This is a genomic window from Chitinophaga pendula (assembly GCF_020386615.1).
Taxonomy (GTDB): Bacteria; Bacteroidota; Bacteroidia; order Chitinophagales; family Chitinophagaceae; genus Chitinophaga; species Chitinophaga pendula.
Genome location: NZ_CP077769.1, coordinates 7,272,746 through 7,297,236 on the forward strand (window position 1 = coordinate 7,272,746; position 24,491 = coordinate 7,297,236).

Annotated in this window: 18 protein-coding genes; 11 read left to right on the forward strand and 7 right to left on the reverse strand. The window is 50.7% G+C overall.

The annotated features are described in order from the left end of the window. Positions 1–110: 110 nt before the first annotated feature. From KTO58_RS27460 to KTO58_RS27475, 4 genes are all read right to left on the reverse strand, one after another. Positions 111–1,706, reverse strand: a complete 1,596-nt coding sequence (locus KTO58_RS27460; RefSeq protein ID WP_095836336.1) for a DUF6029 family protein — start codon at positions 1,704–1,706, stop codon at positions 111–113. 94 nt (positions 1,707–1,800) lie between these two features. Then, positions 1,801–2,325 (reverse strand): TlpA family protein disulfide reductase, encoded by a 525-nt coding sequence (locus KTO58_RS27465; protein ID WP_095836335.1) that lies wholly within the window; start codon positions 2,323–2,325, stop codon positions 1,801–1,803. A 133-nt stretch (positions 2,326–2,458) separates the two neighbouring features. Continuing rightward, complete coding sequence (locus tag KTO58_RS27470) at positions 2,459–3,391, reverse strand: Omp28-related outer membrane protein (protein ID WP_157752711.1); 933 nt, start codon at positions 3,389–3,391, stop codon at positions 2,459–2,461. Between the two features lie 284 nt (positions 3,392–3,675). Next, positions 3,676–4,293: an RNA polymerase sigma factor gene (locus KTO58_RS27475; protein ID WP_095836333.1), complete on the reverse strand. Its 618-nt coding sequence runs from the start codon at positions 4,291–4,293 to the stop codon at positions 3,676–3,678. 184 nt (positions 4,294–4,477) lie between these two features. Here KTO58_RS27475 and pepE point away from each other — a divergent pair, with 184 nt between their 5' ends. Genes pepE through KTO58_RS27495 form a run of 4 tightly spaced genes read left to right on the forward strand, consistent with a single transcriptional unit; the run spans position 4,478 to position 6,766 of the window. Next, complete coding sequence (gene pepE, locus KTO58_RS27480) at positions 4,478–5,185, forward strand: dipeptidase PepE (RefSeq protein WP_095836332.1); 708 nt, start codon at positions 4,478–4,480, stop codon at positions 5,183–5,185. A 13-nt stretch (positions 5,186–5,198) separates the two neighbouring features. Beyond that, positions 5,199–5,726 carry a class I SAM-dependent methyltransferase gene (locus KTO58_RS27485; protein WP_198315090.1) on the forward strand — a complete coding sequence of 176 codons (528 nt, stop codon included), beginning with the start codon at positions 5,199–5,201 and terminating at the stop codon, positions 5,724–5,726. A 24-nt stretch (positions 5,727–5,750) separates the two neighbouring features. Beyond that, the gene (locus tag KTO58_RS27490) at positions 5,751–5,945 is read left to right on the forward strand and encodes a hypothetical protein (protein WP_225859944.1); all 195 of its coding nucleotides are present in this window, start codon (positions 5,751–5,753) and stop codon (positions 5,943–5,945) included. Between the two features lie 38 nt (positions 5,946–5,983). Next, the gene (locus KTO58_RS27495; protein ID WP_225859945.1) at positions 5,984–6,766 is read left to right on the forward strand and encodes a hypothetical protein; all 783 of its coding nucleotides are present in this window, start codon (positions 5,984–5,986) and stop codon (positions 6,764–6,766) included. 121 nt (positions 6,767–6,887) lie between these two features. Here KTO58_RS27495 and KTO58_RS27500 read toward each other — a convergent pair whose 3' ends face one another. Then, the gene (locus KTO58_RS27500; RefSeq protein ID WP_095836330.1) at positions 6,888–8,228 is read right to left on the reverse strand and encodes a condensation domain-containing protein; all 1,341 of its coding nucleotides are present in this window, start codon (positions 8,226–8,228) and stop codon (positions 6,888–6,890) included. Between the two features lie 599 nt (positions 8,229–8,827). On the opposite strand from KTO58_RS27500, the gene KTO58_RS27505 reads away from it, so the two are divergent. The 7 genes from KTO58_RS27505 to KTO58_RS27535 all read left to right on the forward strand — a co-directional run bounded on the left by KTO58_RS27505 (position 8,828) and on the right by KTO58_RS27535 (position 17,680). Further along, positions 8,828–10,051, forward strand: a complete 1,224-nt coding sequence (locus KTO58_RS27505; protein WP_095836329.1) for a glycosyltransferase family 2 protein — start codon at positions 8,828–8,830, stop codon at positions 10,049–10,051. Then, a complete protein-coding gene (locus KTO58_RS27510; protein ID WP_095836328.1) occupies positions 10,048–12,498 on the forward strand; it encodes an outer membrane beta-barrel family protein in 2,451 nt (816 codons plus the stop codon). The genes KTO58_RS27505 and KTO58_RS27510 overlap by 4 nt, the downstream gene beginning before the upstream one ends. Positions 12,499–12,534: 36 nt before the next feature. After that, complete coding sequence (locus KTO58_RS27515; RefSeq protein WP_095836327.1) at positions 12,535–12,783, forward strand: acyl carrier protein; 249 nt, start codon at positions 12,535–12,537, stop codon at positions 12,781–12,783. Further along, a complete protein-coding gene (locus KTO58_RS27520) occupies positions 12,776–13,852 on the forward strand; it encodes a hypothetical protein (protein WP_095836326.1) in 1,077 nt (358 codons plus the stop codon). The genes KTO58_RS27515 and KTO58_RS27520 overlap by 8 nt, the downstream gene beginning before the upstream one ends. Positions 13,853–13,872: 20 nt before the next feature. After that, complete coding sequence (locus tag KTO58_RS27525) at positions 13,873–15,045, forward strand: radical SAM/SPASM domain-containing protein (RefSeq protein ID WP_095836325.1); 1,173 nt, start codon at positions 13,873–13,875, stop codon at positions 15,043–15,045. Further along, positions 15,029–16,366 (forward strand): class I adenylate-forming enzyme family protein, encoded by a 1,338-nt coding sequence (locus KTO58_RS27530; RefSeq protein WP_095836324.1) that lies wholly within the window; start codon positions 15,029–15,031, stop codon positions 16,364–16,366. The genes KTO58_RS27525 and KTO58_RS27530 overlap by 17 nt, the downstream gene beginning before the upstream one ends. 174 nt (positions 16,367–16,540) lie before the next feature. Then, entirely contained in the window at positions 16,541–17,680 is a 1,140-nt protein-coding gene (locus tag KTO58_RS27535; protein WP_095836323.1) for a peptide-N-glycosidase F-related protein, read from the forward strand. 90 nt (positions 17,681–17,770) lie between these two features. Here KTO58_RS27535 and KTO58_RS27540 read toward each other — a convergent pair whose 3' ends face one another. Next, positions 17,771–22,084 (reverse strand): sugar-binding protein, encoded by a 4,314-nt coding sequence (locus tag KTO58_RS27540; RefSeq protein WP_095836322.1) that lies wholly within the window; start codon positions 22,082–22,084, stop codon positions 17,771–17,773. Between the two features lie 282 nt (positions 22,085–22,366). Further along, positions 22,367–24,490 (reverse strand): glycoside hydrolase family 97 protein, encoded by a 2,124-nt coding sequence (locus KTO58_RS27545; RefSeq protein WP_225859946.1) that lies wholly within the window; start codon positions 24,488–24,490, stop codon positions 22,367–22,369. Between the last annotated feature and the right edge of the window lies 1 nt (position 24,491).

Genomic DNA, 24,491 nt, shown 5'->3' on the forward strand with positions numbered 1-24,491 from the left:
GGAAGGGCAGATCAGTAATATCACTTGTGTATAACGACAAATACAGATATATTCGTATAGTGGGCGATGTTAGTATCCGAAAATACCTTCACCGCCCCTGTATATACAGGTTAAAAATTGTAAGTAAAAGACAAACTGGCACCTGTATAAGCCGGTACCATCCGGCAGATACCTCCCACGCACAATAGCCCGGCCCGCTGCCGTCCATAACTGAGCGACACCCGCGCGGCCTTGTATGTAAACGCACTGCCGAAATTATAATAATGTATCTTTTTAGTCTGATAGTTCACCATATCTCCGGCAAATACCGACCAGCCAGGTACTTTACTGTACTCTACTAGCAAAGCTCCCCAGTTACCCTCATCGTCTTTGGTCCACAGATGTTGTAACTCAGCCCTGATCGTATTCTTCCGGTTGATGGTATACTGTATATCTGCTATCGCCGTATTGGCATGTACCACACCATATTTACCGCCTTGTATATACTCTTTGTTGTAATGAAGGTTCATATACGACAGGATCGTTTTCAATGCCGGCGACCACTTCTTCTCCAGTGTCACGTTCAGGTCCCGGTACAATAAGGTCGGTCCTACCCGCCAGAAATCAGCAGTAAAACCTTCCTTACCTCTTGTCTGGAATGTGTCCAGGTTATGATAAAGAGAGGCTGTCAGCGACAATTTAGTGCCGTATTTACCGCCCAATGCCGTACCCCGCTTGAACTGGTAGTAGATGTCTGCTTTGCCGCCCATCTCACCCAGCGTCTGTGTCGCATAAGGATAGATATTAGGCAGCGCATAAGTGTACAACTTCGTCATCGCAGGCAGATAGTTGACAGTACCGATGTTATCTGTCGCTCCCCTGTCCGATCTGAAATCCATGCTCTCCAGCCGCCGGAATGCCAGATCGATGCCCAGTCCTTTATTGGTGGTGATCACCTGGCCAATGTACAATGCACTGCCGGGCTTCTGGATGTTCTTGTTCAGGTCCATCGGGTCAGCACTTTTGTATACATACTCCGTATTCAACTGGTAGTGGGCGCTTGAGATACCTAACCGGCCCGAGTAAGCATTCACCGCCGGCGGAAAATGTTCATCCGGACCCGTATAGTCCTGGTAACGGTTTATATAGCTACCGCCTACTGTTAATTCCCAGCTGCGTTTTTTGCCTAGTAGCTGCAACAGGTCGAGTTCCAGGTCAGCACCGCGTATACGCCCATTACCGTTATCCATCAGGATACGCTGCAATCCGTAAGATGCCTTAAATCGTATGCCACCGATTGGCGTAAACCTTACATTCACCCCATCCAGCACGTTGTCAAGCCCTAGCTGCCGCTCTTCATAAGTCCGGAAGATCAAACCGTTTCCGTACTGCTCATAAAAATGCCCGGCAGTAATATCGATCTTGTCCGTACGGTAACCGGCAAACCGATGCGTGATCTTCGTCCCCTTCAGGCCGTTCACATATCCTTGTAATGCAGGTAAGTAACCTTCCAGTTGTACGCCGGCATAAAAATTCTTCAGCGTATAGTTGAGGGTGAAATAAGTGTTGGAACCAAAATGGTCATTAGGGGCTTGCGCTGCCGTTACCTTGTCATCCACATAATACTGATGCGTCGTCTCCAGCCCTCCGCTTAGCTTGCCGGGTATCTCCTGCGCAAAGGCAGGAGCACTGTACCCGGCCAGCAGTAATAGCCATAGTTTTTTCATGTAAGCTGATAATGGTATTGTTCAATAATATGGCCGTAAGCAGCCATGACCGGACACAGCAAGTGATCCGGCCAATCGTCTCGTAACGTTGGGTTTATGGCTGCGCGAGCTTTTTGACGCTGTCGTACAACGTATGCTCGTCGCCGGGATTGTAGCCGGCATGCCGCTCTACGATCCGGCCCTGGCCATCCAGCACCAGCGTATAGGGAATATTGGCAATACCCAGCGCACGGCGCAACTCCTGGTTGTAGTCGTTGTATACAGTATACTCCCAACCCCTGGAGGCTACCAGCGATTTGATACCGGCACTTGTCCTGGCATCATCTATGGAGATCGCTACCAGCTTGACACCAGATTCCCGCTTCCAGTCCGGATAATTGTCAGCAATAGCCTCCAGCTCCGAAATACAGGGTTTGCACCAGGTCGCCCAGAAACTGATCACAACCGGCTTGCCGTCGTTTTCAATGTTCGATACCGACACCAGTTTACCTTCCATATCTTTCACTTGTACACTGGGTAGTTTTTGCTCCTTCAACTGAGCATAGGTAGTAGAATGGCAAAGCAGTGTCAACACGGCGATACCAAACATTATAAGCAGATGTGCAGACAATTTGTTCATGGTAATATGCTGATAATGTGAAAAAATAGGTCTGGCGCCAGTAACCGCATAGTCAGCGTACCTTCTATGTGCCCTTCACAGCACTGGCCACCAGACCCGAGATGGTTGGCATATTTATGATTGGAATGTAGGATCAATCAAATGCTTGTGTTTTGCCAGCGCCTACTACCTGTGCATTATACACGGCAATAAGTTTACCTTCATCATCCTGTCCATACACAAAAGCAACTACCTGTACGTTAGCCGCAGTATAATTGCTGATGTCGATCGTATACTTTTTAGTGAAGATGGCGCCTTTCACTTTGTAATCGCCGGGAATCTCATCACCATTCGCATCAGTAGCTACTTTCCTGATCACATGATCCAGCACATAATTGTCGATGCTCTTAGGCAGGTCAGGCAACTTAGACAATAAAGGAATACCTTTATAAGCAGCGTTACCGGCATAGTAGTTTTCCTGTTTGCCTTTCAATCCGCTTTCCAGCACATAGATCACCAGTTTACGTTTCTGATCATTTACAGCAGTACCCGAACCTACTTTCGCTACCACTTCCAGGTTAGTACCCGTTACGGTAGTAGCAAGTGAAATGCCCAGAGGAGCATCGCCTTTCAGCGCTTCAGTAGTGGCAGATTCTGCTGCAGCAAAAGTTGGTTTGATACTGTTACCGGCATAGTCGAAATCAGCTTCTGCCTTACGGCCGATCACTGTGGTCGGAAATCCCGTTACACCTAACTTATCCATGATAGCTTGTGTAACCGTCTTGTCGATCGCAAATGCATCACCATAGTGCATGGCAGTAATAATTAGGTTAGGTTGCTTCTTTGCCAGCTCCTCCAGCAGGATCGGCATACGCGGACACCAGCCGCACCACAGCCCGGTAAACTCTTCTGCAATCGTCTTTTTGGTATACTTGGCAGGTGCGCCCATCTCTACACCATTGGGACCAGGGCCAGGGCCGGGACCAGGACCAGGATTGTCGTCTTTCTTACTGGAACAGGCCACAGCAAGTAACAGACTAAAGGCTAACGCAAATTTTTTGTAGGGGATGTTGGTTTTTGAATACATACTTTCTAGTTTTTGGTTATAAAAGGTTCTCAAAGGCATTGCTGTAATGTGAGCTACAGTACAGCATACAGCGTCCCTGCCCGCACTGTGGTGTAAGTGCCGGCTAATGGATTGTATAATATGGTCTATATAGATCGGGTCCGGATAGTCTCTTATACTGTATGAATGGTTGGCAACATACAGGGGGCGTGACTCTCTATATAATCATATACAGCAGTCCCATTTTTCTTCCCTTCCGGGAATAGTTTTTTTTGAAATTTTTTTTTCGCTCGCTACCGCAACGGTCAGCGGGAAACAGATAACAAGTGCAGAAATGTAGATAAGTGCTTATAACTGTATAACATACACAACAAGGCAGGAATATAGAACTCTTTTAACTTTCCGAGTGCCTTACAGACCGCTTTATAAGTCGCATTCACAGAAGTCTGCATAATCTTAGCTATGTCTTCGTAAGAGGCATCTTCATAATAACGCAGGAATAAAGCCTCCTTTTGCCGGGGTGGAAGCTGAGCCAATGCCTGTTGCAACTTTTTATACGCTAAGAATTGCGTCTCATCCGTAATGAACTTACTCTCCCAGGATAACTCCGCCTCGAAGCTATAGGTCTCATCCAGTGTATCATACTGGCGGCGGGATTGTTGCTCCATCTTCCGGAATAATATACTACGAAAAGCTTTTAACAGATAATGTTTTACAGAGACAGGTACTGACAATTTCGCACGCGTATCCCATATACGGACAAACATATCCTGTATACAATCTTCTATAAGTGTCTCATCGCGGGTGAACTTATATCCGTAATTAAAAAGGGTCCGCACGTAGGTGTTATACAAGGATGCCAGCGCGTCTTTATTGCCTGACTGGAAGGCGCTCCAATGTTCCTGCTCCTCGCTGTTGGGCATGTCTATGTGATTAACGAATGGATAAGGTTACACAACTAAAATTAATAATAAAAATGCAACATGCTGTCAAGAAAGTTATCCTACATCGCAACAGCAACAGGTGTTAAAAAAATAGATACCTATACAGAAAAAATATACTACCTATCCGCTCCAGCTTATTAATATATGTACTTTTGTTACCACTATGGAAAAGAAGATCGTTTTAGCCAGTACCTCCACCTTATTCGGAGGCGCTTACCTGGACTACCTCACACCCACTGTAACGACCTTGTTCGAAGGCGTAAAAGAAATCATATTCATACCCTATGCCCGTCCGGGTGGTATCTCTCATGATGACTATACGGCACGTGCCACTGCCTATTTTGCTACACAAGGTATACAGGTACAAGGGCTACATACCTTCTCTGACCCGGTAGAGGCTATCCGTAATGCCAAAGGCTTCTTTACCGGCGGAGGCAACACCTTTCTGCTTGTCAGGCAATTGCATGAAAACAATTGCATGCAGGTGTTGAAACAAGCCGTGGAAAATGGAGCGCCCTATCTGGGTACCAGTGCTGGTAGCAACATCGGTGGCATCAATATGCAAACCACTAACGATATGCCTATCGTATACCCTCCCAGCTTTGCGACTATGGGGCTTGTACCTTTTAACCTGAACCCTCATTATCTCGATCCTATCGAAGGCTCTCAGCATATGGGCGAAACCCGGGAGACGCGTATCCGTGAATTCCATACACAGAACGACATACCCGTGGTAGGCCTCCGCGAAGGCAACTGGATCCGGGTCAATAACGATACGATCGTAGTAGAGGGCATTCATACCACCCGCATATTCGAACAGGGGAAAACGCCTTACGAAATACCGGCAGGTGCTCTCCTCTCCTTTAAATAATAATACCACAGATATGGAATTGAATGAGGCGGTAGCGTTAATACAATATCCGCGGCAGCAATTGCTGATGCCGGAAACCTGGGCTGATCTTGGTTGCGGAACTGGACTCTTCACCCGGGCGCTGTCACAGCTACTGCCTCCCGATAGTACCTTATATGCCGTCGATAAGGATAAGAACGCATTGAACGCGATTCCTCGTATACCGGGTATACACCTCCAAAAGGTAGTCGCCGATTTTACCGCCGATACCTGGGAAGGAGAACGCCTGGATGGTATACTAATGGCTAACTCCCTCCATTATGTAAGCGACCAGCCGGCCTTCCTTCAACGTCTGCTTCAACATATGCAACCTGCGGCAGGATTCCTCATCGTAGAATATGATACCTCCATCGCGAATCCCTGGGTCCCTTACCCGTTGAGTTACCCGGCCCTGCAACAATTATTCACCAGCCAGGGATATCAACATATACAACGCCTGGGCACCCGCCCTTCCGTATATGGCCGTCCCATGATGTATGCCGCATATATTAGCCGGAAATAACCAGTCACCTATAGACTTACATATATGTTCAAGCCAATTTTATTTTCTATTATAGCTTTCCTCACGATAAACACTACTCGTCTGTCCGCCCAGGATTGGGGTATCGGCAATACCCGTACGGAATATCGTGACAATGCCGGTGTCGGGACTAAATCCGGATTCTATGAATCGCAAAATCCTGTCAACTTCCCCCGGTGTATAGCAGTTGGTGGCTCCTGATGGATATACGACATTCCAACACAGCTTATAATCATGCTATGCAGTTTGCCGGTGGTTTCTTCGATCAGCACCTATACTTCCGTAAGACCAACAACAGTGCGACCACACCCTGGTCGCGCGTATTGCTCGAAAGGGATAATAAAGTAGGCATCGGCACCATTGATCCCACTGCTGCACTACAGATAGGCGACTTTGCAACGGGAACGAATGCCCAGAAGATAGTGATGCCGGGAGTATACAACATTGAGCGGGTAGCCCTTGGACAGGATGGCAACGGGAATTCCTCTCTGGAGTTCGTAAACCACTCCGACGCTAATGTCTCCTACGGTATTAAAGTAGGTACCAATATTGACAGGTACGGCGGTGGGTTATATATTGCGACAGCTGCATCTACTAACGATTACAGTAAATTAAGTTATAGAGATCAACCTGCCATCTTTGCCAATGCTAACGATAATAGTGTCGGCATCGGTACCAATGCCACCTATGGATACCGGCTGGCCGTCGCCGGCCCCATGATTGCCGAACGTATCAAGGTAAAGCAGGTCACTAACTGGCCGGACTATGTCTTTAAAAAAGACTATCAGCTACCTTCCCTGAAAGAAGTGGCTACATTTATAGATAAAAACGGACACCTCCCGGGAATACCTTCCGCCGCCGAAATAGCCAATGACGGTATCGAAGTAGGCGACATGAATGCCCGGCTGCTACAGAAAATAGAAGAAATGACCTTACATCTTATTCAGCAACAACAGGTTGTGGAAAAATTGCAACGGGAAAACGAAGCAATCCGGCAGCAATTGCAAAAGCTCAGCAAATAACCAGATCGGGCGGACCAATAACGGTCCGCCCGATCCCTTCCTGATAACATGACTATAGCTCAGGTCCACCTTTCCCTTATCTTTCCTATAGTTGAGGTATATCTTTCCCTGCTTCCTCCCGTCATGACACCGTTCCAGGCGCTGCGATTACTACTTCCGGCGTCGTTCCTGCCACCACCAGCAATGCACAGAACCGATCATGTAAATGTGCCACCTGCGCAGGCGTATAAAAGCTTTGATGGTAATTCCACAGTAGGGTGCCTCCCTCGCCATCGTCAATAAGGATGATCGACAGCGGATAATATACCAGGTCCAGGGGGTGATGTCCCTCAGCAGGTAGCTCCCAGGAACGGTTCTCAAACGCCTCATTCATATAGTTCAGGTGCAACATGGATCCGGACTGTAATGGCAGATCCCGGTAATCGTCATAGCTGAAGATCAGGTGCTTTAAAGACTGGATAAATGATAGATATACTTGCCGCACAAGCTGGCTGACCGTTTCGTGCCCTGCCAGTTGTATCCGCAGGAAAACCCCACCCATCAGGTGACCGATCAGGTGTTCCGTTTGCTTGCGGAAACGGTCGCCTGCGAGCGTAGAGATCATCAGATCGGATAATCCGAACTCCTGGTGAAATAATAGTGCAGCATTGGCGATCAGTACACCCAGCCGGCTTACACGTAGTTGCACTGCCAGCTGCTGTAATTGTGTATACGCATCCGCCGTCAGCCGTGCTACATACTGCATGGCCCCACCGGGTTGATGAAGGGTCGTTTTGATGAAGTCATCATAGACCGCCGGGTCGGAAGGAACAGTTACGCCCTGCCCGGCCAATCGCCGGATCAGCCGCTCCTGCAGCTGCGATAATAACAGCGGTGATAGTTGCTGCTCCCAATACCTGATCCGCTCGGCCTGTTTGCCATACCATTCCTCATTTTTGACCCTGGAATAGTCCTTCAGCTGTAATGGCAGCACCGGCAAGGCAGGTACGGTACCCTGCAGCCATGCATCATAAGAGCGGGTGAGGTCCTGTATCAGCACCTTCATGGACCATTCATCGGATATAATATGGTGCATGGCCAGGAACACGGCTGTATGGTCCACATAAATAGCTACCAGCACCCGGAATAAAGGTCCCCGCGTCAGGTCACGCATCGCTTCCATCATATAGGGAGAAAGACCGTCGATCGTATAAGGCTCCGGACGACTGTCCAGGTACGTCACCTCGAAACCTTCCGCTACAGTCCCCGCCAGCACCCGCTGGAAAAGTACTTCCTCCTGCATCATAAATACGGTCCGCAAGCTCTCATGCTGCTCCAGCACGGTCCGGTACGCATGCTCAAAAGCAATAGCATCAAAGTCGGTAAAGGTGACCTTGCCTATCAATACCTCAATGTCATATTGTTGGTGGATCTTCCAGTCTTCCTGCTGCTTAACAAACGATTCATGTAGGTCCTGGCTCATAGTGTTGGGTTTTAAACGGTAATGGATATGCGCTTTCCGGTAGCCCGGATGCTCACTTAATGATACAAATTTTTACGCATAACCAAAACCACACCCTCCGTTGAAAACTTATTCCGCAAAAATTAAAGGCCGCTTGCTTTTTATAAGAAAAGGTTCTATTTTTAATGGCCCCCTGTGTTTGTAGTAGACCCGGTAACAACATTAATTGCGACAGATAACGTAAACAGGCCCCGGCCTCCGCGCTTAGTAACACGTATTTTGAACGATATTATTTCACAACCGCACCTACAGAGGTGCACGTTTTAATTAATCACAATATTGATGAGGATGCCAGCGTAACAGGAGTGGACAAGAATGTTATCCAGGTGAACGTACGGAAAAGCAGTCCTTATGGAAACCACCAGATTCATAGTAGTATCGCATTTCAGCATTGAACCAGACACTATCCAATACATCAATCATACTGGAATGCCAACTTGTTAAATATTGCCTTTGATCGGAACACATCCGTATCCTGGCCGCCATATGCTGCCATGATACCACTATCGCGCTGATCATTGGCTCATGCCTTTGTTTTATTTACCCTAAAGACAACGACCATGGGAGGATCACTTAGTTGGTTAGCCTGGAGCATGATCGGCTTGCTATCACTCAAGTATTGTATCTATTTGCTCATCGCAAAAGTAAACGCCGGCAGAAAAAGATTGCAGACAACCCCCATTGTCCCGCCCATCTCTTTTTATAACGATACCCTCACGGTACTGATACCTGCTTACAATGAAGAAGTCACGGTAGCCGAAGTGGTCAATGCACTACTACACGACGAAAGAGGCGCGCTCCGCATCATTATTATCGACGACGGCTCCTCCGATCGTACACTCGACATACTCCAGACGCACTTCGCCGGCCACCCCAGGGTTACCATACTTTCCCGGCCTAACGGTGGCAAATCTGCAGCCCTCAACTATGGTCTGCAGCAGGTGACCACCCCATTCGTCAGCATCATAGATGCAGATACCGTCGTACGGCCCGGGGTACTCTTCCGCAGCCTCTCCGTCTTCGACGACCCGCTGGTAGGCGCAGTATCCGGCAACATCCTCGTGGGTAACGCCACAGAAACCCTGCCCGTAAGATGGCAGAAGATAGAATACCTCACCCTCAACTACGAAAAATACATCCTCCAGCAACCCAACTGGATCGCCGTAATACCCGGCGCCTTGGGCATCTTCCGCACCAGCGCACTATACCGTGCCGGCGGCTTCCACGAACATGCCCTGACAGAAGACTATGATCTCACCGTCCGCATCATCCAACAGGGATATAAAGTGAAATATCTCCACATGGCCAAAGGACAGACAGAAGTGCCTGCCTCCTGGAAAGCCTTATACAAACAACGTCGCCGCTGGATATACGGTAACCTCCAGTCCATGTTACTGCACCGCAAATGCTTTTACAGCAAACAATATCATAGCACCAACCGCATGGCCTTGCTCCTGGACCTCGTGTATAATAAACTGATGTTCGCCTCCGGCTGCCTGCTCGATATTACGGCGATCGTATCCCTGGTAAGCACATTTAGCTTGCCCGTATATTATGGCGCCTACCTGCTTATCGATAGCCTGCTGCCGCTATATATATTGTACCGCCATCATGCCGCTTTACGTAATTATATATGGCTGCTGCCACAACGCCTGGTATTCAGAGGTCTGACCACCATTACCATGATCGATGGCATGATTACATTGCTGCTCAATGGAAAACAAAAGTGGAATAAATTGGCCCGTACCGGCAATTTCACCCTTCAGGAAGCTGATAGTATATGAATCGAAAAAAAGGATATATCATTTTCGTCCCCTTCTTCCTTATCCAGCTTGCCTGGGTATGCAGGCAGGGATATGCACAAACAACACAACCACATGCAAAAGGACGTGTGCTCGATCTTACTGGCAATGCCCTGCCACAGGTCTCCGTATCGCTGGTCAACACTGCCGACAGCCAGCATATACGGCATACACTGACCACACCAGATGGCTATTTCTGGATACCGCTACCGCAGCAAGGAAATTTCCGGCTCCACATTACTGCCATCGGCTTTCAACCGTGGTGGTCCGCTCCCTTCGCCGCAGAAAATACCCGTCTCGATACCATTCGCTTGCAGGCCGCCATCTCTGCACTGTCAGCATTTACCGTCAAAGGCCGTAAACCGCTGATCACTCAGGAAGCCGGAAAACTGATCGTCAACGTCAGCAACAGCATCAATGCCCAGGGAGCCTCCGCATTCGAACTCTTACAGAAAACACCGGGTGTCGCCATCAGCAGGAACAATGATATCGCACTCAATGGCAAAGGCGGCGTGCGCGTATTGATAGATGATAAACCGCTCTATCTCGAAACAGCCGACCTGATCGTCCTGCTGAAAGGTATGACCGCTTCCTCCATCCGGTCTATCGAGATCATCCATCAGCCGGGCGCCCAATACGATGCCGCCGGCAGCGCCGGTATCATCAACATCCGCACCATCCGCAACAAACAATATGGCTACAATGGCAACTTCGCCGCAGGTCTAGCTTATGGATATACCGTCAAACAAAATGCTGACTTCAACTTCAACTACCGCAAGCAGCGACTGAACATTTTCGGTAACTACAGCCATCTCTTCGGACATTACGGTTATCGATACAGCCTCGATAGAAAAATAGGTGGACAACAATATTATTCCAATACCGTCGATACCGACAAACGGAATAAAGTAAATGCTACCCTCGGCCTGGATTACCAGTTGGATGAACACCAGACCGTAGGTGTTATACTGGGTGGCAATTTCCGCTTCGGACCGGGCATCACCAATACAGAGACCAAGATCATGAGCCGTAATCATCAGCTGGTAGAACAGATGCTCATGGCCGGTAATGACTACTATCACCAGGGCAATGCCCGATACACTTCCAGCATCAATTATAAATGGGAAGATACCACCGGGCACCTGCTCAGCCTGGATGCCGACTATGGCTACTTTGATGGCAGCGCCAAAAACCTGCAGCCTAACACTTATTATAATGCACAGTCAGGGCAGGTCACCAGCAGTAACCTGTACCGGACGCTCAACGGTACCGGTATCAACCTGTATGCCCTCAAAGCGGATTATCATACTCCCTGGTGGAAAGGAAAATTACAAGCGGGTGCTAAATGGTCGTCCGTACGCTCCGCCAACGATTTTAACTTTTATCACGTGACGCCATCCGCCGAAGTAGAAGACCCGCAACGTTCCAATGCCTTTACCTATCGCGAACAGGTATGGGCTGCGTATACGCAATATGACCGGCTCGTCGGTAAAATCAGGCTACAGGCCGGCGTGCGTGTGGAAAATACCGTGTCAAAAGGTATCTTACGATTTAAAGGTAGTAACAGCAGCAGCCAGCAGGAACAGGTGAATAACAACTATTTCAGCGTCTTCCCCTCCGCCGCTGTTACCTATACGCCTAATGAACACCATTCCTTTTCACTGTCATACAGCAGACGTATCGATCGCCCGGCGTATCAATACCTGAACCCTTTTGTATATCTGCTGGATGAATTGTCGTTCTGGCAGGGCAACCCCTTCCTGCAACCCCAATTCGCCAATCGATTTTCAGCAGAATATGGCTATAAAGGCCGCACATTTGTAACGTTAGCCTATACACGTACCAGTGACTTCAGCGCGCTGGTCACCGATACCCTGGAAACCAACAAGATCGTGATGATACCGCGTAACCTGGGGCTGCAACATCACCTGTCGCTGGGTATCACACATACGCAGCAACTGTTATCATGGTGGCAGCTGTCTGTTAACGGGCTCGCCTACTATGTGCAGAATAAAATGGCCTTCGACCAATACCGTGCCTTTAATCTCAATGCTACTGCCTGGACACTGAATTTACAGCAGACCTTCCAGCTGCCGCTGAAGATGGAAGCAGAATTAAGTGCCTTATACAACTCCCGGACTTTGATAGGTGCCAACGAACGGATCAAAGCCAACGGACAGGTCGATATCGGCGTGCAGAAAAAGATCATGGGAGATAAAGGGGCACTTAAATTGGCCGTCACCGACCTGTTCCTCACCAACCGCTGGGATATCACAAGCGGATTCAATGACTTTACAGTCCATAGCTATGGCAGAGGCGAGTCCCGGCAGATAAGAGCTTCCTTCTCCTATCGCTTCGGCAGCAATACCATCAAAGCGCATCGCGAACGGCAACAGGCATTGGACAACGAAACAGAACGTATCAAATAAACGCATCGATTTCATCTCATAAAAAGCAAGTCCATTATGAAAGACAAAATCATCCAGGCCATCGAAAATGTAACAGGAGAGCCCGTTAACCTTGAACTGGCTAACAGCTCTACCAACCTGCTCGTCGACCTCGGCCTCAACTCACTTAACCTTATGCAGTTCATCGTGGAACTCGAAAAGGCTTTCGATATCGAACTCGATATAGGCGCCCTCGACCTCGCTACCTTTGATAGCCTGGATGCCATCGGCGCTTTCGTCGCAGAAAATCAGCAGAAGCATGCCTGAGCAGGACATACATAATGGCACATGTGCCATCTTGTCTTCCCGGCTGGGATTCGGGCAATACATCCCATCACTGCTGCTGCAGCAAAAGCTGCAAGCCGCCGGTCTCAACGCCACCCTTTCTTTTGTAGAAGATGGATATGCTATCGACAAAAAAGCCACCTTCGAACAGACAAAGGCCGCCTTCAATGGCAACCCCCACCTGGCGAAGGTAGCCGCCAGACTACAGCTGAACAAAGCAGGACTGATCGACCCTGCCGCTAAAGCTTCATGGCTGGCAGGCTGGCAGGCAGCGCAGTGTACTACCTTCCTCTGCTTCTCCGGCTACTGGGCCGAAGTGCTAATGGCGTATGCTCGTATTCGTGATATCGATATCAGCTGTATCCTGATGGATGCAACCCCTTCGCCGGTATGGGAACCGCTCTTTAAGGATACCCATATCCAGCTGCACCGGTATCCGCTCTTCGACCTGGCCACCGCGCAGTTCCATTATAAACTGGACATACCGCAGCCGCTACCGGTGCTGCCATTGGAACAGCGACCACCACAGGTATTAGCCCATGGTGGCGGATGGGGCATCTTCCAGCCGGTACAGCTGACTGCTATGCTGTCTGCCGGCCTGCAGGTACACTGTATCGTCAACGACGCCAAAGATGCCACATCGCCAGAGATACACTACCTGCTGAACTTACCGCCCGAAGCCGGGGAACACAAGTTTCCTGCTCTACAAAGCCTGCAGGACCATACCCGGTTCACCGCTGCCGACCATCATCCCGTCCTCGACCGGATGGCAGCCTCCCGCGCCGTCATCAGCAAACCTGGCGGTATGACCGTTATCGATGCCCTGCTCACTGCCACCCCGCTGATATTCCTGCAAAGCATCGGTACACATGAACAGGCCAACCGTTCCTTATGCCTGCAACTGGGAATAGGCATGGACTGGGAAGATTGGGCCGCTACCGGCTACGCGCTTACACCATTGTTACAAATGCATCATATCCTGCGGGATATATATAAAAAGACACCAGACCTCGTGCCGATGCTCATACAACGGCTTAAACAACATCATTGACCCTTTAAAACCCAAAAACGATGCAACCCAAGACCACCCTGCATTATACCGCCCTGGGACTGCAGAAGATGAAAAGAAAAGTGCAGGCCATCCGGGAATGTGCCAAAAACAGAGCAGAAGATGCTTCCTATGCACAAGACCTGCCGGACGAAATTGGCCTCAAACTCACCAATCGCTGCAACCTCCGTTGTACACACTGCTTCCAATGGGATATCGGCGGATATCACCATAACCTCGATAAAGCAGCCTTGAAAAAAGATGGAGACTTGCGCATAGAAGTAGTCCGTGAACTCTTTGAAAAGACAAGGGAGAAAAAATCCTCGCTCTATCTCTGGGGAGGAGAACCAACACTTTATGCCCACTGGGACGAACTCATCGCCCTCCTCAAGGAAGACCCCCGCGACACGGTAATGTGTACCAATGGCGTCAACCTGCAAAACCAGATGGACTCCCTCGTCAGTGTATCCGAATGTATCAACATCCTCTTCAGCATAGAAGGACCAGAGGATATCCACGACAAGATCCGGGGTAAGAATACCTACAAAAAGATACTGGACAATCTCGACCTCCTGATGGCTCGTCAAGCCAACGGCGAATACAAAGGCACGATCTCCGTGGAAGCCGTGATCAGCGATGGTCTTATCCCACAGCTATACGACTTCTGTGAATTCTATGAGAAAAAAGGGATCGATTCTCTCTTCCTCAATTTTCCCTGGTACATCCCTGAACAGGTGGCCAACCAGATGGATGAATATTTCGAAGAGCGATATGGCTGGATGAACACCAGCAGAGGACAGCATAATTCGTGGCACTCCTTCGACTTCCGCATCAGCCCTGAAATGATCGATGTACTTAAAGTGCAGATCGACAAGATCATGAAGAAGACCTGGGATATCCGTATCCGTTTCCATCCTGAGCTGAGCGATGATATCGATGACTATATCCTCGGTGGCACCAAACCGGCGCAGAAGAAGTCCCGCTGCCTGGGTATCTCCAACCGTATCGACCTGCTGCCCAGCGGAGAGGTGACCCCTTGTAAGAAGTTCCCCGAATTCGTAGTAGGTAACCTGAATAACGGCTCCCTCGAAGAGGTGTGGCAAGGTGGCGACTATAAGAAGTTCAGGGAAGTACACAACAACGAACTGATGGCCATCTGTGCCAAATGCGAAATCTTATATGCCAATGGTATTTGATCGGCACGATCTCTACGGCATCTTCCGGCAACAGGTTATACTGTTCCCGGAAAGACCGTACTGTATCAAAGAACATACAATCACCTATCAGGAGGCGCACGATCAGATCACCCGACTGGCTACGGCATTGCTGTGCAGGAACACGGACCATCACCCCGTGATCCTGCACATACGGTGCCACCAGCAGTGGCTGCTTTGCTGGTGGGCTTGCATACGGGCCGGCCTCGACGTGATCCTGCCGCCCGATATCCTCCCGTCAGACCAGCCCCATGCCTGGTTGCTCGACGAGGTGGCACTCGGCGCGCTGCAGGAAGTGTCGCTCACCGGGCTGCCTGCCGCCGTCAGACCGTCCGATATCTACTTTTACTCCAGCGGCACCACCGGCATGCCTAAACTGATCGGTAATACCAGCCATCAGCTGGTCTCCGCTTTGCAGGCATTGTACGCACAGCCGCCTGCTTACCTCCGGACCTGCCGGCAGGTATATCTCACTCCGCCGTTGTTTCACTCTTATGGTCTCAGTGCTATGCTGGAATACACCATGATGGGCGCAACCATTATCCTGCCGCCCGAACGGGGTACGGTAGGACCGGTAAAAGGGCTGTTCCGGAAAGATATCGCAGCTATCGTCGACAGCATAGAAGGAGTGCCTTACTTTTATACGCAGCTGAATACTATCCTGCCGCGATTGCAGCTGCCGGCATTACAACATGTCGGTTTCGGCGGCGATGCAGTGCCCGATGCCCTGCTGCATACCTGGCAGGCAAAATTTCCCGCAGTGTCCTATTCCGTTCGCTATGGCGTGACAGAAATACCCTCTGTCGTATGCCTACAAGAGTTCACCGATATCATGGAGGCTGACACCGCCCGCATACAACATTGGCTATCCATCTATAACATTTATCTGCAGCACGAGCCGGGCGATGAGGCTACGGGCACCGGCGAACTATATGTGGACTATCTCACTGCCAGCGGGGAAAAGATCACAGTCCCCACCGGTGATATCGCGATGGCAACAGGCGACCACTTCCGGCTGGAAGGACGCCGTAAATCATTTTTCAAATACAAAGGATTTAAGATAAACCCGCTGCGTATAGAAAGCGTAATAAAGGCTTTTAACGGCGTGAAAGAGGCGAAGGTGTTTCTTACGGCACAAGCCCGTTTAAAGGCCGAATTTGAGGCGGATTCGGACGTTGCCGTGCCTGCGTTGAAAGCTTTCCTGGCAGCCACATTACCAGATTATATGCTCCCCGACGAACTGACCCGCGTCGATAATATCCCCCGCACCGCCTCCGGAAAGATCATCCGGCATATTTATTAACACCATATCCGGTATCCTGAAAAAAAGGTATATTAGGTCTCCGCTGTACAAACCCACACTGGTGTAACCCAAAAACAGTGAACAGGTAACCAGTGTTCCATACTGAGTCTTTATCCGCACGCTGGCCATCAGCGTTGATAGTAATGCTATTGTTTAATCTAAAATGAAACGTTTATGAAAACCAGGTTTCTTACCCATGCCATTGCTGTGGCAGCGCTATCGTGTGTAATATATGCTTGCCAGAAGACAGCAAAAGACACTCTCCCTGATGCTAAAAACGCTACTGGCAAGCTGCTGGCCCAGGCAGCCATCACGCAGGATCAGACCATCAGGACCTTCGACAAAGAACAGATCGCCAATGGTGGTACCTCCACTAAAACCTTCCAGTTTCCGGCAGATTACAGCAACACCAAACAGATCCTCATGCACGTGTACCTCGACTGCCCCTCAGGTGGTTGCCCTGCCTGGGATGTATTTGCCAACATCAAGCTGGTCTCCGCCAACAGTAACCCCAACAAGAAATACAACTATGAGCTGGGGCGCTGGATCACTCCTTATGGAAAAAATAACAGCACCATTCCGGGTGGCTGGGTTATCGACGTGACGGACTTCCGCTCTCTCCTGGTAGGGGGCGTAGAGCTGCAAACACGCGCCGAAGTATGGAGTGGTACCTGGCTCGTGACCATCGACTTTGAGTTCAAAGCGGGAACACCGGAGTATGCGTATTCCGCCGTAGCGCCTATCATGCAATACTGCGACTGGTCCACCGGCAGCAGCACGATCACTTTCGGCAAAGGGTCTGTCACCGCCAATGCCTACAACGGCAAACAGACAGGCTTCTCTATCAAACTGCCGGACAATGTGAAGAAGACAGCCTTCCGGACCATCATCTCCGGCTGGGGACATGCGCAGCCCTATGCACCAGGTAGCCGCGGATTCGCGGAGTGGGCCTTCCGCACACATCAGATCAAGATCAATGATGTCAATACCTTCCAGCATGATATGGGTAGCCTCGGCTGTAGCACCAACCCTAAAGTAGTGAAGAACCAGGGTGGCAACTGGACCGGTAACAGAGCCGGATGGTGCCCTGGTATGGAGGTGCCGGTAAGAAGCAATGTCCTCTCTAATCCCAATGCCGGACAGACCTTTAACTTCAACTACGCGCTGCAGGAAGATCAGTGGAATACACAAAATATGGCAGAGAAATGGAGAGATAACGGCGCTAACCCCGACGGGGCGTATTATGCCGTATCTTCTTATGTGGTGATCCAAAGTAATACCCCCTTGACCGATCCGGTTGTTACCAACAGATAATTATCAGATAACTATCAGACAACTGCTTAAAAAGAAACACCCCGGTGTAAAAACAACCGGGGTGTGCTCATTTCACGATACAAAAAAACACTACTCTGCTTTCACAAAACGTTTGACGATCTGAACAGCCCCTTTGGTATACACGAGTGTGTATACACCAGGTGCCAGACGGGATACGTCTATATTTCGCTCATTAGCCATAGTATATAATACCAGGTTGCCGTTGCTATTCAGTATACGGATGTTGCCGCCACTGAGTACCAGCTTGGATTGCAGCTTCAGCTCCCGGGATACCGGGTTAGGATACAGCAGCAGGTCTGCTGTTGCTTCGGTCGTACCGGAAGGCTGGATGGTATTGGTCCTGGCGGATGCGCCGCTTACTTCTTCCAGCAGCCAATGCGCGCTTTGCCATACCGGGAAGATCGTTCCCTGCTGTGCATAACCTTTCTGTCCTTCGATATGGATATAGTTAGCGGACTGCCAGGCATTCCTGAATCGTACATAGCCATCACCGGTGCTTTCTGTTGCCCAGCGGGAGCTCTGCCATCCTGGTGTGCGGGTGGTTGCCGCTACATAGTCCTGCAACTGTTCGATATGCATGTAATCGCCGGTACCACGGTTTTTGATCTCGTAGTAACCGCCGCCCACATCTTCCAGTGACCATTGATAGTTATTATTGTTAGGCGTATTGCCATAGTTTACCTGGGTGCCGCCATCATAGAGATACACCGGCTGCCAGCGGTTTTTGATGCGGTAGTATTTGGTGCCGCTGCTGCTGCCTGTAACAGTTACGGAAGCGGTCGCCGTTTTACCCTGGTCTGTAGTCGTAACGGTAATGGTAGCTGTACCGGCTGCAATAGCATTGACGATACCATTGCTGTTGACCGTAGCGACTGCTGTATTGTTCGACTGCCAGCTCACGGATTTGTTGGTGGCATTGGCCGGAGCTACGGTAGCACTGAGCTGCTGGCTGCCGCCTACAGATAGGTTCACCGTTGTAGGAGCAACGGTGACGCCGGTCACGGGTACATTGGTAGTACCACCACCTATGGTCACCTGTACCTGGTCGGCAGCAGTGAGAGTGCCATCGCTGACGGTGAGCTGGAATACGTAGGTGTTACCATTACTTAAACCGCTGATGTTGGCATTGGCGGTATTAGCGCCGCCGATGGTAACGGTGGGGCCACTTACCTGTGTCCACTGGTAGGTAACGGCGCTGCCTTCGGGATCGGTGCCGGTGCCATTGATTGTAACGGTGGTGGTGCCTGCTGCCAATGTGCGATCTGCACCTGCATCGGCAACGGGTGGTTGATTTACCGGGGTACCGGTACAGGAGGTCAGGTATACGGTACCGAATACACGGGGATCAGACCAGGCCATGGTGGTGGTAGCGAAGGTGGCCAGTTGGGCATCGCGTGTGCCACCATCGTCGTCGTTATCCAGCTGTATGTCCAGCCCTATGGGCTTGCCCGCTGCCGGCGTAGTGCCGATAGTAGACCAGGGGATAGCGACCTCCAGGTTGTAACCGCTGCCGGTAGCATACAGGCGATAGTTGATGCCGGTGGTCCTGGTTACGGAGTTGGAGCCGACACGGATGGTGTTGTCGTTCCAGCGGAAGCCCAGCTGGAAGTCATTGGTGCCGTCATAGGTGGCGGTCTTGCTATTGTCGCCGTCGATGAATACTTCGATCACATCATCTTCCCACCAGCTGGCGCCCGAGTCGTTGATCTTGTTGGCATCATTTACCTGTACCAGCAGATACAGGTTGTTATTGTCATACAAAGCACGCCACTGGCCGCCATAGCCGGCAGGTGTACCACCGATCAGCCGGTTGGTGATCGTCTTTATGGGGGCAATAGACCAGGCGCCTTCTATCTGCTGATCGATCACAGGGGCAGTGCCATTCACCTGGGCGATCACAGGAGCAGTGCAAGGTGGCAGGTCATTGTCGGCAATGGTGATCACGGCTGCGGAGTCATTGCCTACCTGGTAACCTGTACCGGGACGTAATGCCAGCCGTAAGGTTTCCGGCCCTTCAAATATGTTGTCATCCACCGGTGTGATAGTGATGACCTGTGCGGGTTGTGTAGGTGTCAGTTGTATACTGCCGGTCAGTGGCGGTTGTGCAGTATAGTCATTGGGGCTGGCAGTACCGCTGATCACATAACTTACGGTGACGTTTTGTGTAAGTGCAGCAGCGCTGATACGGAAGGTGCCTGTATTACCGCCTTCTCCGGCAGCGGCATCCGTTGCCGTGATGTTAACGGCAGGCGCTACGGTGATACGCCTGGTCGCGCTGAAATTGCCACTTTGCGTAGTCACCGTGATGGTAGCTGTACCCAGCCCTACGGTAGTAACCTTGCCAGTAGAGTCCACTGTTGCCACGGCGGTATTAGAGCTGCTCCAACGCAGATTTTTGTTGGTGGCATCTACAGGTACTACCTGTGCTTTCTGGGTAAAGGAGATGCCCTGTGCGACCGTGGTATCCGTGGCTGGTTGCAATATTACGCCCGTTACCGGGATGTTGATATCGCGTATGATCAGCTTGAAGCTGTTGTTGCGGTTCAGGTAGGGGCCTGATTCTGTATTCCGGATGGTCAGGTTGTTGAAGACCACAGAGTCGGAGTTGGCTTCTGCATAAATGCCGAAGCCGCCATAGATATCCCGGGGGATATCGCGTACCACAGGGTCTAATCCCGTACCGTCTATTAGTGTGTTGTTAAACACCATGTGGTGCAGGTTGTTGCCGTAAATCTGTATTGCATCACGTTGAGAATTTAATATGGTGTTATTGTCAAACTGCATATTCAATACCCCTGTCTGCGAATAGATTTCGATAGCGCCCCGTTTCTGGTCCCACAGGTCATAGCTAGTGCCACAGCCATCGATGGTGTTCTCTGCTACCTTGATCACGTCGCCGGGATACTGGAAGGTGAAGCCGCTGAAGTCGTTGGTGAAACGGATCGCCGAGCCGCCAACGCCATCCCGTATGATATTGTGATGCACTTCATGGCCGGTACCACCGAAGAGGGCAATACTGCCGGCTCTCCAGTTGTTCTCGATCGTATTGTTGCGGAAGGTGTTATTGATGGCGTTCTGGTTATTGCCGGCATCTTTAGCCGGCCATACGGCCAGGCCGTCATCGCCGTTGTTACGCACACTGCTTTGTTCTACTGTGGAGTTGGAAGTACCCTGGCAGAAGTTGACCCCATCTGCATAGTTGTTGCGGATACGGCATTGGGAGATCATCATGTTGGTGGTGCGGTCTATCGGGTACGGGGGATCGTAGCCACCTATCCAGAATCCGCATTCAAAGTGTTCTACCCATACGTGATGTACGGAGGAGTTAGCGCCGTAGGTACCCATGAACCCTTTGTACACCTTGTACATCTGACCCAGCGGATTAGGTTCGCCACCATATACCAGGCGGGCATTGTTGGCGGTGTTCATCGACAGGTGGGAGATCTCTACATTGCTGGCCCTGGCCAGTATGCCACCGGCAAATTGCTGGTTGGTAGAGAAGTAGATGTAAGTGTACCAGATGCCGGCGCCCTGTATTTTGACGTTGCTGACATTCAGCAATAGTTTATTGCTAAGTAGGAAGCGGCCGGCGGGGATGTATACATGTTTGCCTTGAGCGGCGGCGGCAGCGATACATTGTGTGAAGGCTGCAAAGTCGTCGTTGTTATCGTCGGGTACCGCGCCGTAGGCGGTAACAGACAGGTAGTTGGCGGGGATGGGCAACGCTGCGGGAACGGGTTCCAGCTCTACGAAGTCGACACCGTAGGTGATGTTGTCGCCATTATCTTTTTTGATGGTCAGCTTGTCGCCTGCATTCAAGGGGGTATTCAGCCGGAAGTGTACCTCGTCGAAACGCATGAGGATCTTACCGCTGCTGGAGGGTATCTGTTGCGGATCGGCGCCGGGGAAGTACTGATATGCCCAATAGGAGGAGAGGGCAATGTTCTGCACTTTCGTATCATTCACATACAGGCCGAGAGAGCCGGTGAGGCCGGTGCCGGTGCTGTTGTCCGGCATGGTGAAACGCAGATTCACGCCTTGTGCTGCCGCTGTCAGCGTCCATTCGACGAAGGCGCCATTGCCGCTCAGGCTTACATACTTTTGATGAGAAGCTTCTGAGGCGATGTCTGTTTGTACAAACTGTGGGGATTGCTGGAGGGAAGCGCCGCCGCCACGTACACCATCTTCTGATTCATAGCGGGTGTAAGGCAGGAGGTTGGCGCCCCGTGGAAGGCCGTCACTTTGTGCGTAAGCGGGAGGCGAAAAGAAACACAGCAAAAGCAAGGTACTGGTCAGGAGGTACCTGGTCACCGTTTTGCTGTAGCGAAGGGCTAGGCATACCTGGGGTATACCTCGTGGCTGTGTAAACCAGATGTTTTTCATAACATTTGTTTGTGAAATAATAAATAGAGGGCTGTCGGTGATCACTCTCCTGGGTTACAGGTGTCGGGTTACTGGATCGCGCTGTGCTTCGTGGATCGGGCTTTCAAATATGGTATGCAGGCTCGTGGTATGCCTGCTACTGGTTTATGGGATGGGTTCACTAATCGTTGCGGTAACTCCTGCCCGGGAACAGCACAAAGGCTGTTCCCTCGCGGACAGGTGTCTTGGAGCCATACGTGGATGATGATTGCTGTTTTTTATATCACAAAGGCACTGAGCATATTATAATGGCCGGATCGTGATGGCGGCACCACCACCGGCCGCCAGCCGTACAGATAGTATTGTAGCGGCGGTGACGGTACTACGGCTGATCTTATATGCTTCGGGGTTGCTTTTCCAGTCTGCATCTGGTGCGTCGGCATAGATCGTCGCCTCATACTTTTTCCCTTTGTCAAGGAAGTTTAATGGAATACTAACGGTACGGCTTTGCTCGTCTGTAATGGCGCCGATATACCAGTTAGTGCTACCTTTTCCTTTACGGGCAATGGTAATGTAGTCGCCAGGTTCGGCGGCAATGATCCTGGTATCGTCCCAGTCTACGGGTACGTCACGGATGAACTGGAATGCATCCGGATGAGCGGCATAGTGTTCCGGCAGGTCGGCCACCATCTGTATCGGACTGTAGATGGTAACATATAATGCCAGCTGTTTTGCCAGCGTAGTATGTACTTGCCGCTCGGGTGCATGTGGTGCGTACTGGCGTAGTTTGAAGATACCGGGGGTGTAATCCATCGGGCCACCCATCAGCCGGGTAAAGGGCAGGATCGTTTCATGTTCCGGCGCGTTGCCGTTGCTGAAAGCATTGTATTCATTACCTCTTCCGGCTTCCGAGGCCATCCAGTTAGGATAGGTCCGGTGTAGTCCGGTGGGGCGTGGTGGTTCGTGTGCGTCGATGGCTACGTGGTATTGTAATCCCTTCTTAGCGACGCGCTCGTAGTGATTAACCATCCACTGTCCGTCATGGTGTTCTCCTCTGGGGATGATCCGGCCTACGTAACCTGTTTTGACGGCGGGATAGCCATAGGCCTGCATGAAACGGAAGGCGGTATCCAACTGCCGTTCGTAGTTGGTGACAGCGCCGGAAGTCTCGTTGTGCATGATCAGCTGTACACCTTTGCTGTGGGCATAATTTTGCAGGCCTGCTACATCGAAGTCGGGATAGGGTGTCACGAAGTCGAACACTTCTTCTTTCCAGTTGCCGAACCAGTCTTCCCAGCCGATATTCCAACCTTCTGCCAGTACCGCATGGATACCGTTGGCCGCTGCGAAGTCGATATAACGTTTTACATTGGTGGTGGTAGCGCCATGCCGGCCGTTAGGCTGGGCTTTCCCGGTAGCGAAGGCCGCAGCATCGTCGGTATAGTTCCAGGTGCTTTTGCCCGTCTGCATTTCCCACCATACGCCTACGAACTTCATCGGTTTGATCCAGCTGAAGTCCTGTTCTGCCGGTGGTTCGTTCAGGTTCAGGATGGTTTTGGAAGCCAGCAGATCAACGGCCTTGTTGCTGACCAGGACGGTTCGCCAGGGGGTATGGCAAGGAGCATGCAGGTATGCTTTATTGCCGGTAGCATCGGGTACCAGGCGCGCACTCAGGCCATAGGATGCACCATCTACATGTAGCTGCATAGCAGGATAGTTGATCAATGCTGCCTCATGGATATTGATATAAAGTGGCTGCCGGGTCTTTAACAACAGCGGTGTCTGTACGGCATGAGGATCAGGAGCTGTTCTGACGGCTATGTCGGTGCTGTTCTTCACCAGTTCCCGGTTGTCTACCTGACTGAGTGTGTTGGTCGTATAAGGGTATTCGTTAGTGTCGTAGTCGCCAGGTATCCACCAGGCGGTATGATCGCCTGTCTGGTTGAACTGTGTGAGCTCGTCCCGTACGATGAAATATTTCAGCTGTTCCTGTGTGGGGAATTCGTATCTGAAGCCCACACCATCCTCGAATACACGGAATACGATGTCCAGTAAGCGGCCGCTGCTGGCTTGGCGGAGGTGGATGGTTAGCTGTTCATAGTGATTACGGATGTCTTTAACCTCTCCCCATACCGGTTGCCAGCGTTCATCTACGGACCGGCGATCTGTACCGGTCAATACAAATCCTTTATAAAAGGTACTATCTTCTGCCAGTACGAAACCCATGGCTGAGGGTACTATTAGGGGGGTGCGCTGGTAAGAGACGGTGTAGGTGGGGCGACCGGCGGCATCAAGCGCGAATTGTAATTTGACCTGTGCCAGCGATGCTTCCGCTGTATCTTTTTGTTGACTATGAGCGCTGCTGATGGTGCAGGCGCCACATAGTATCAGGAATAATTTGCTGATCGATTTATTACTACTCATCATG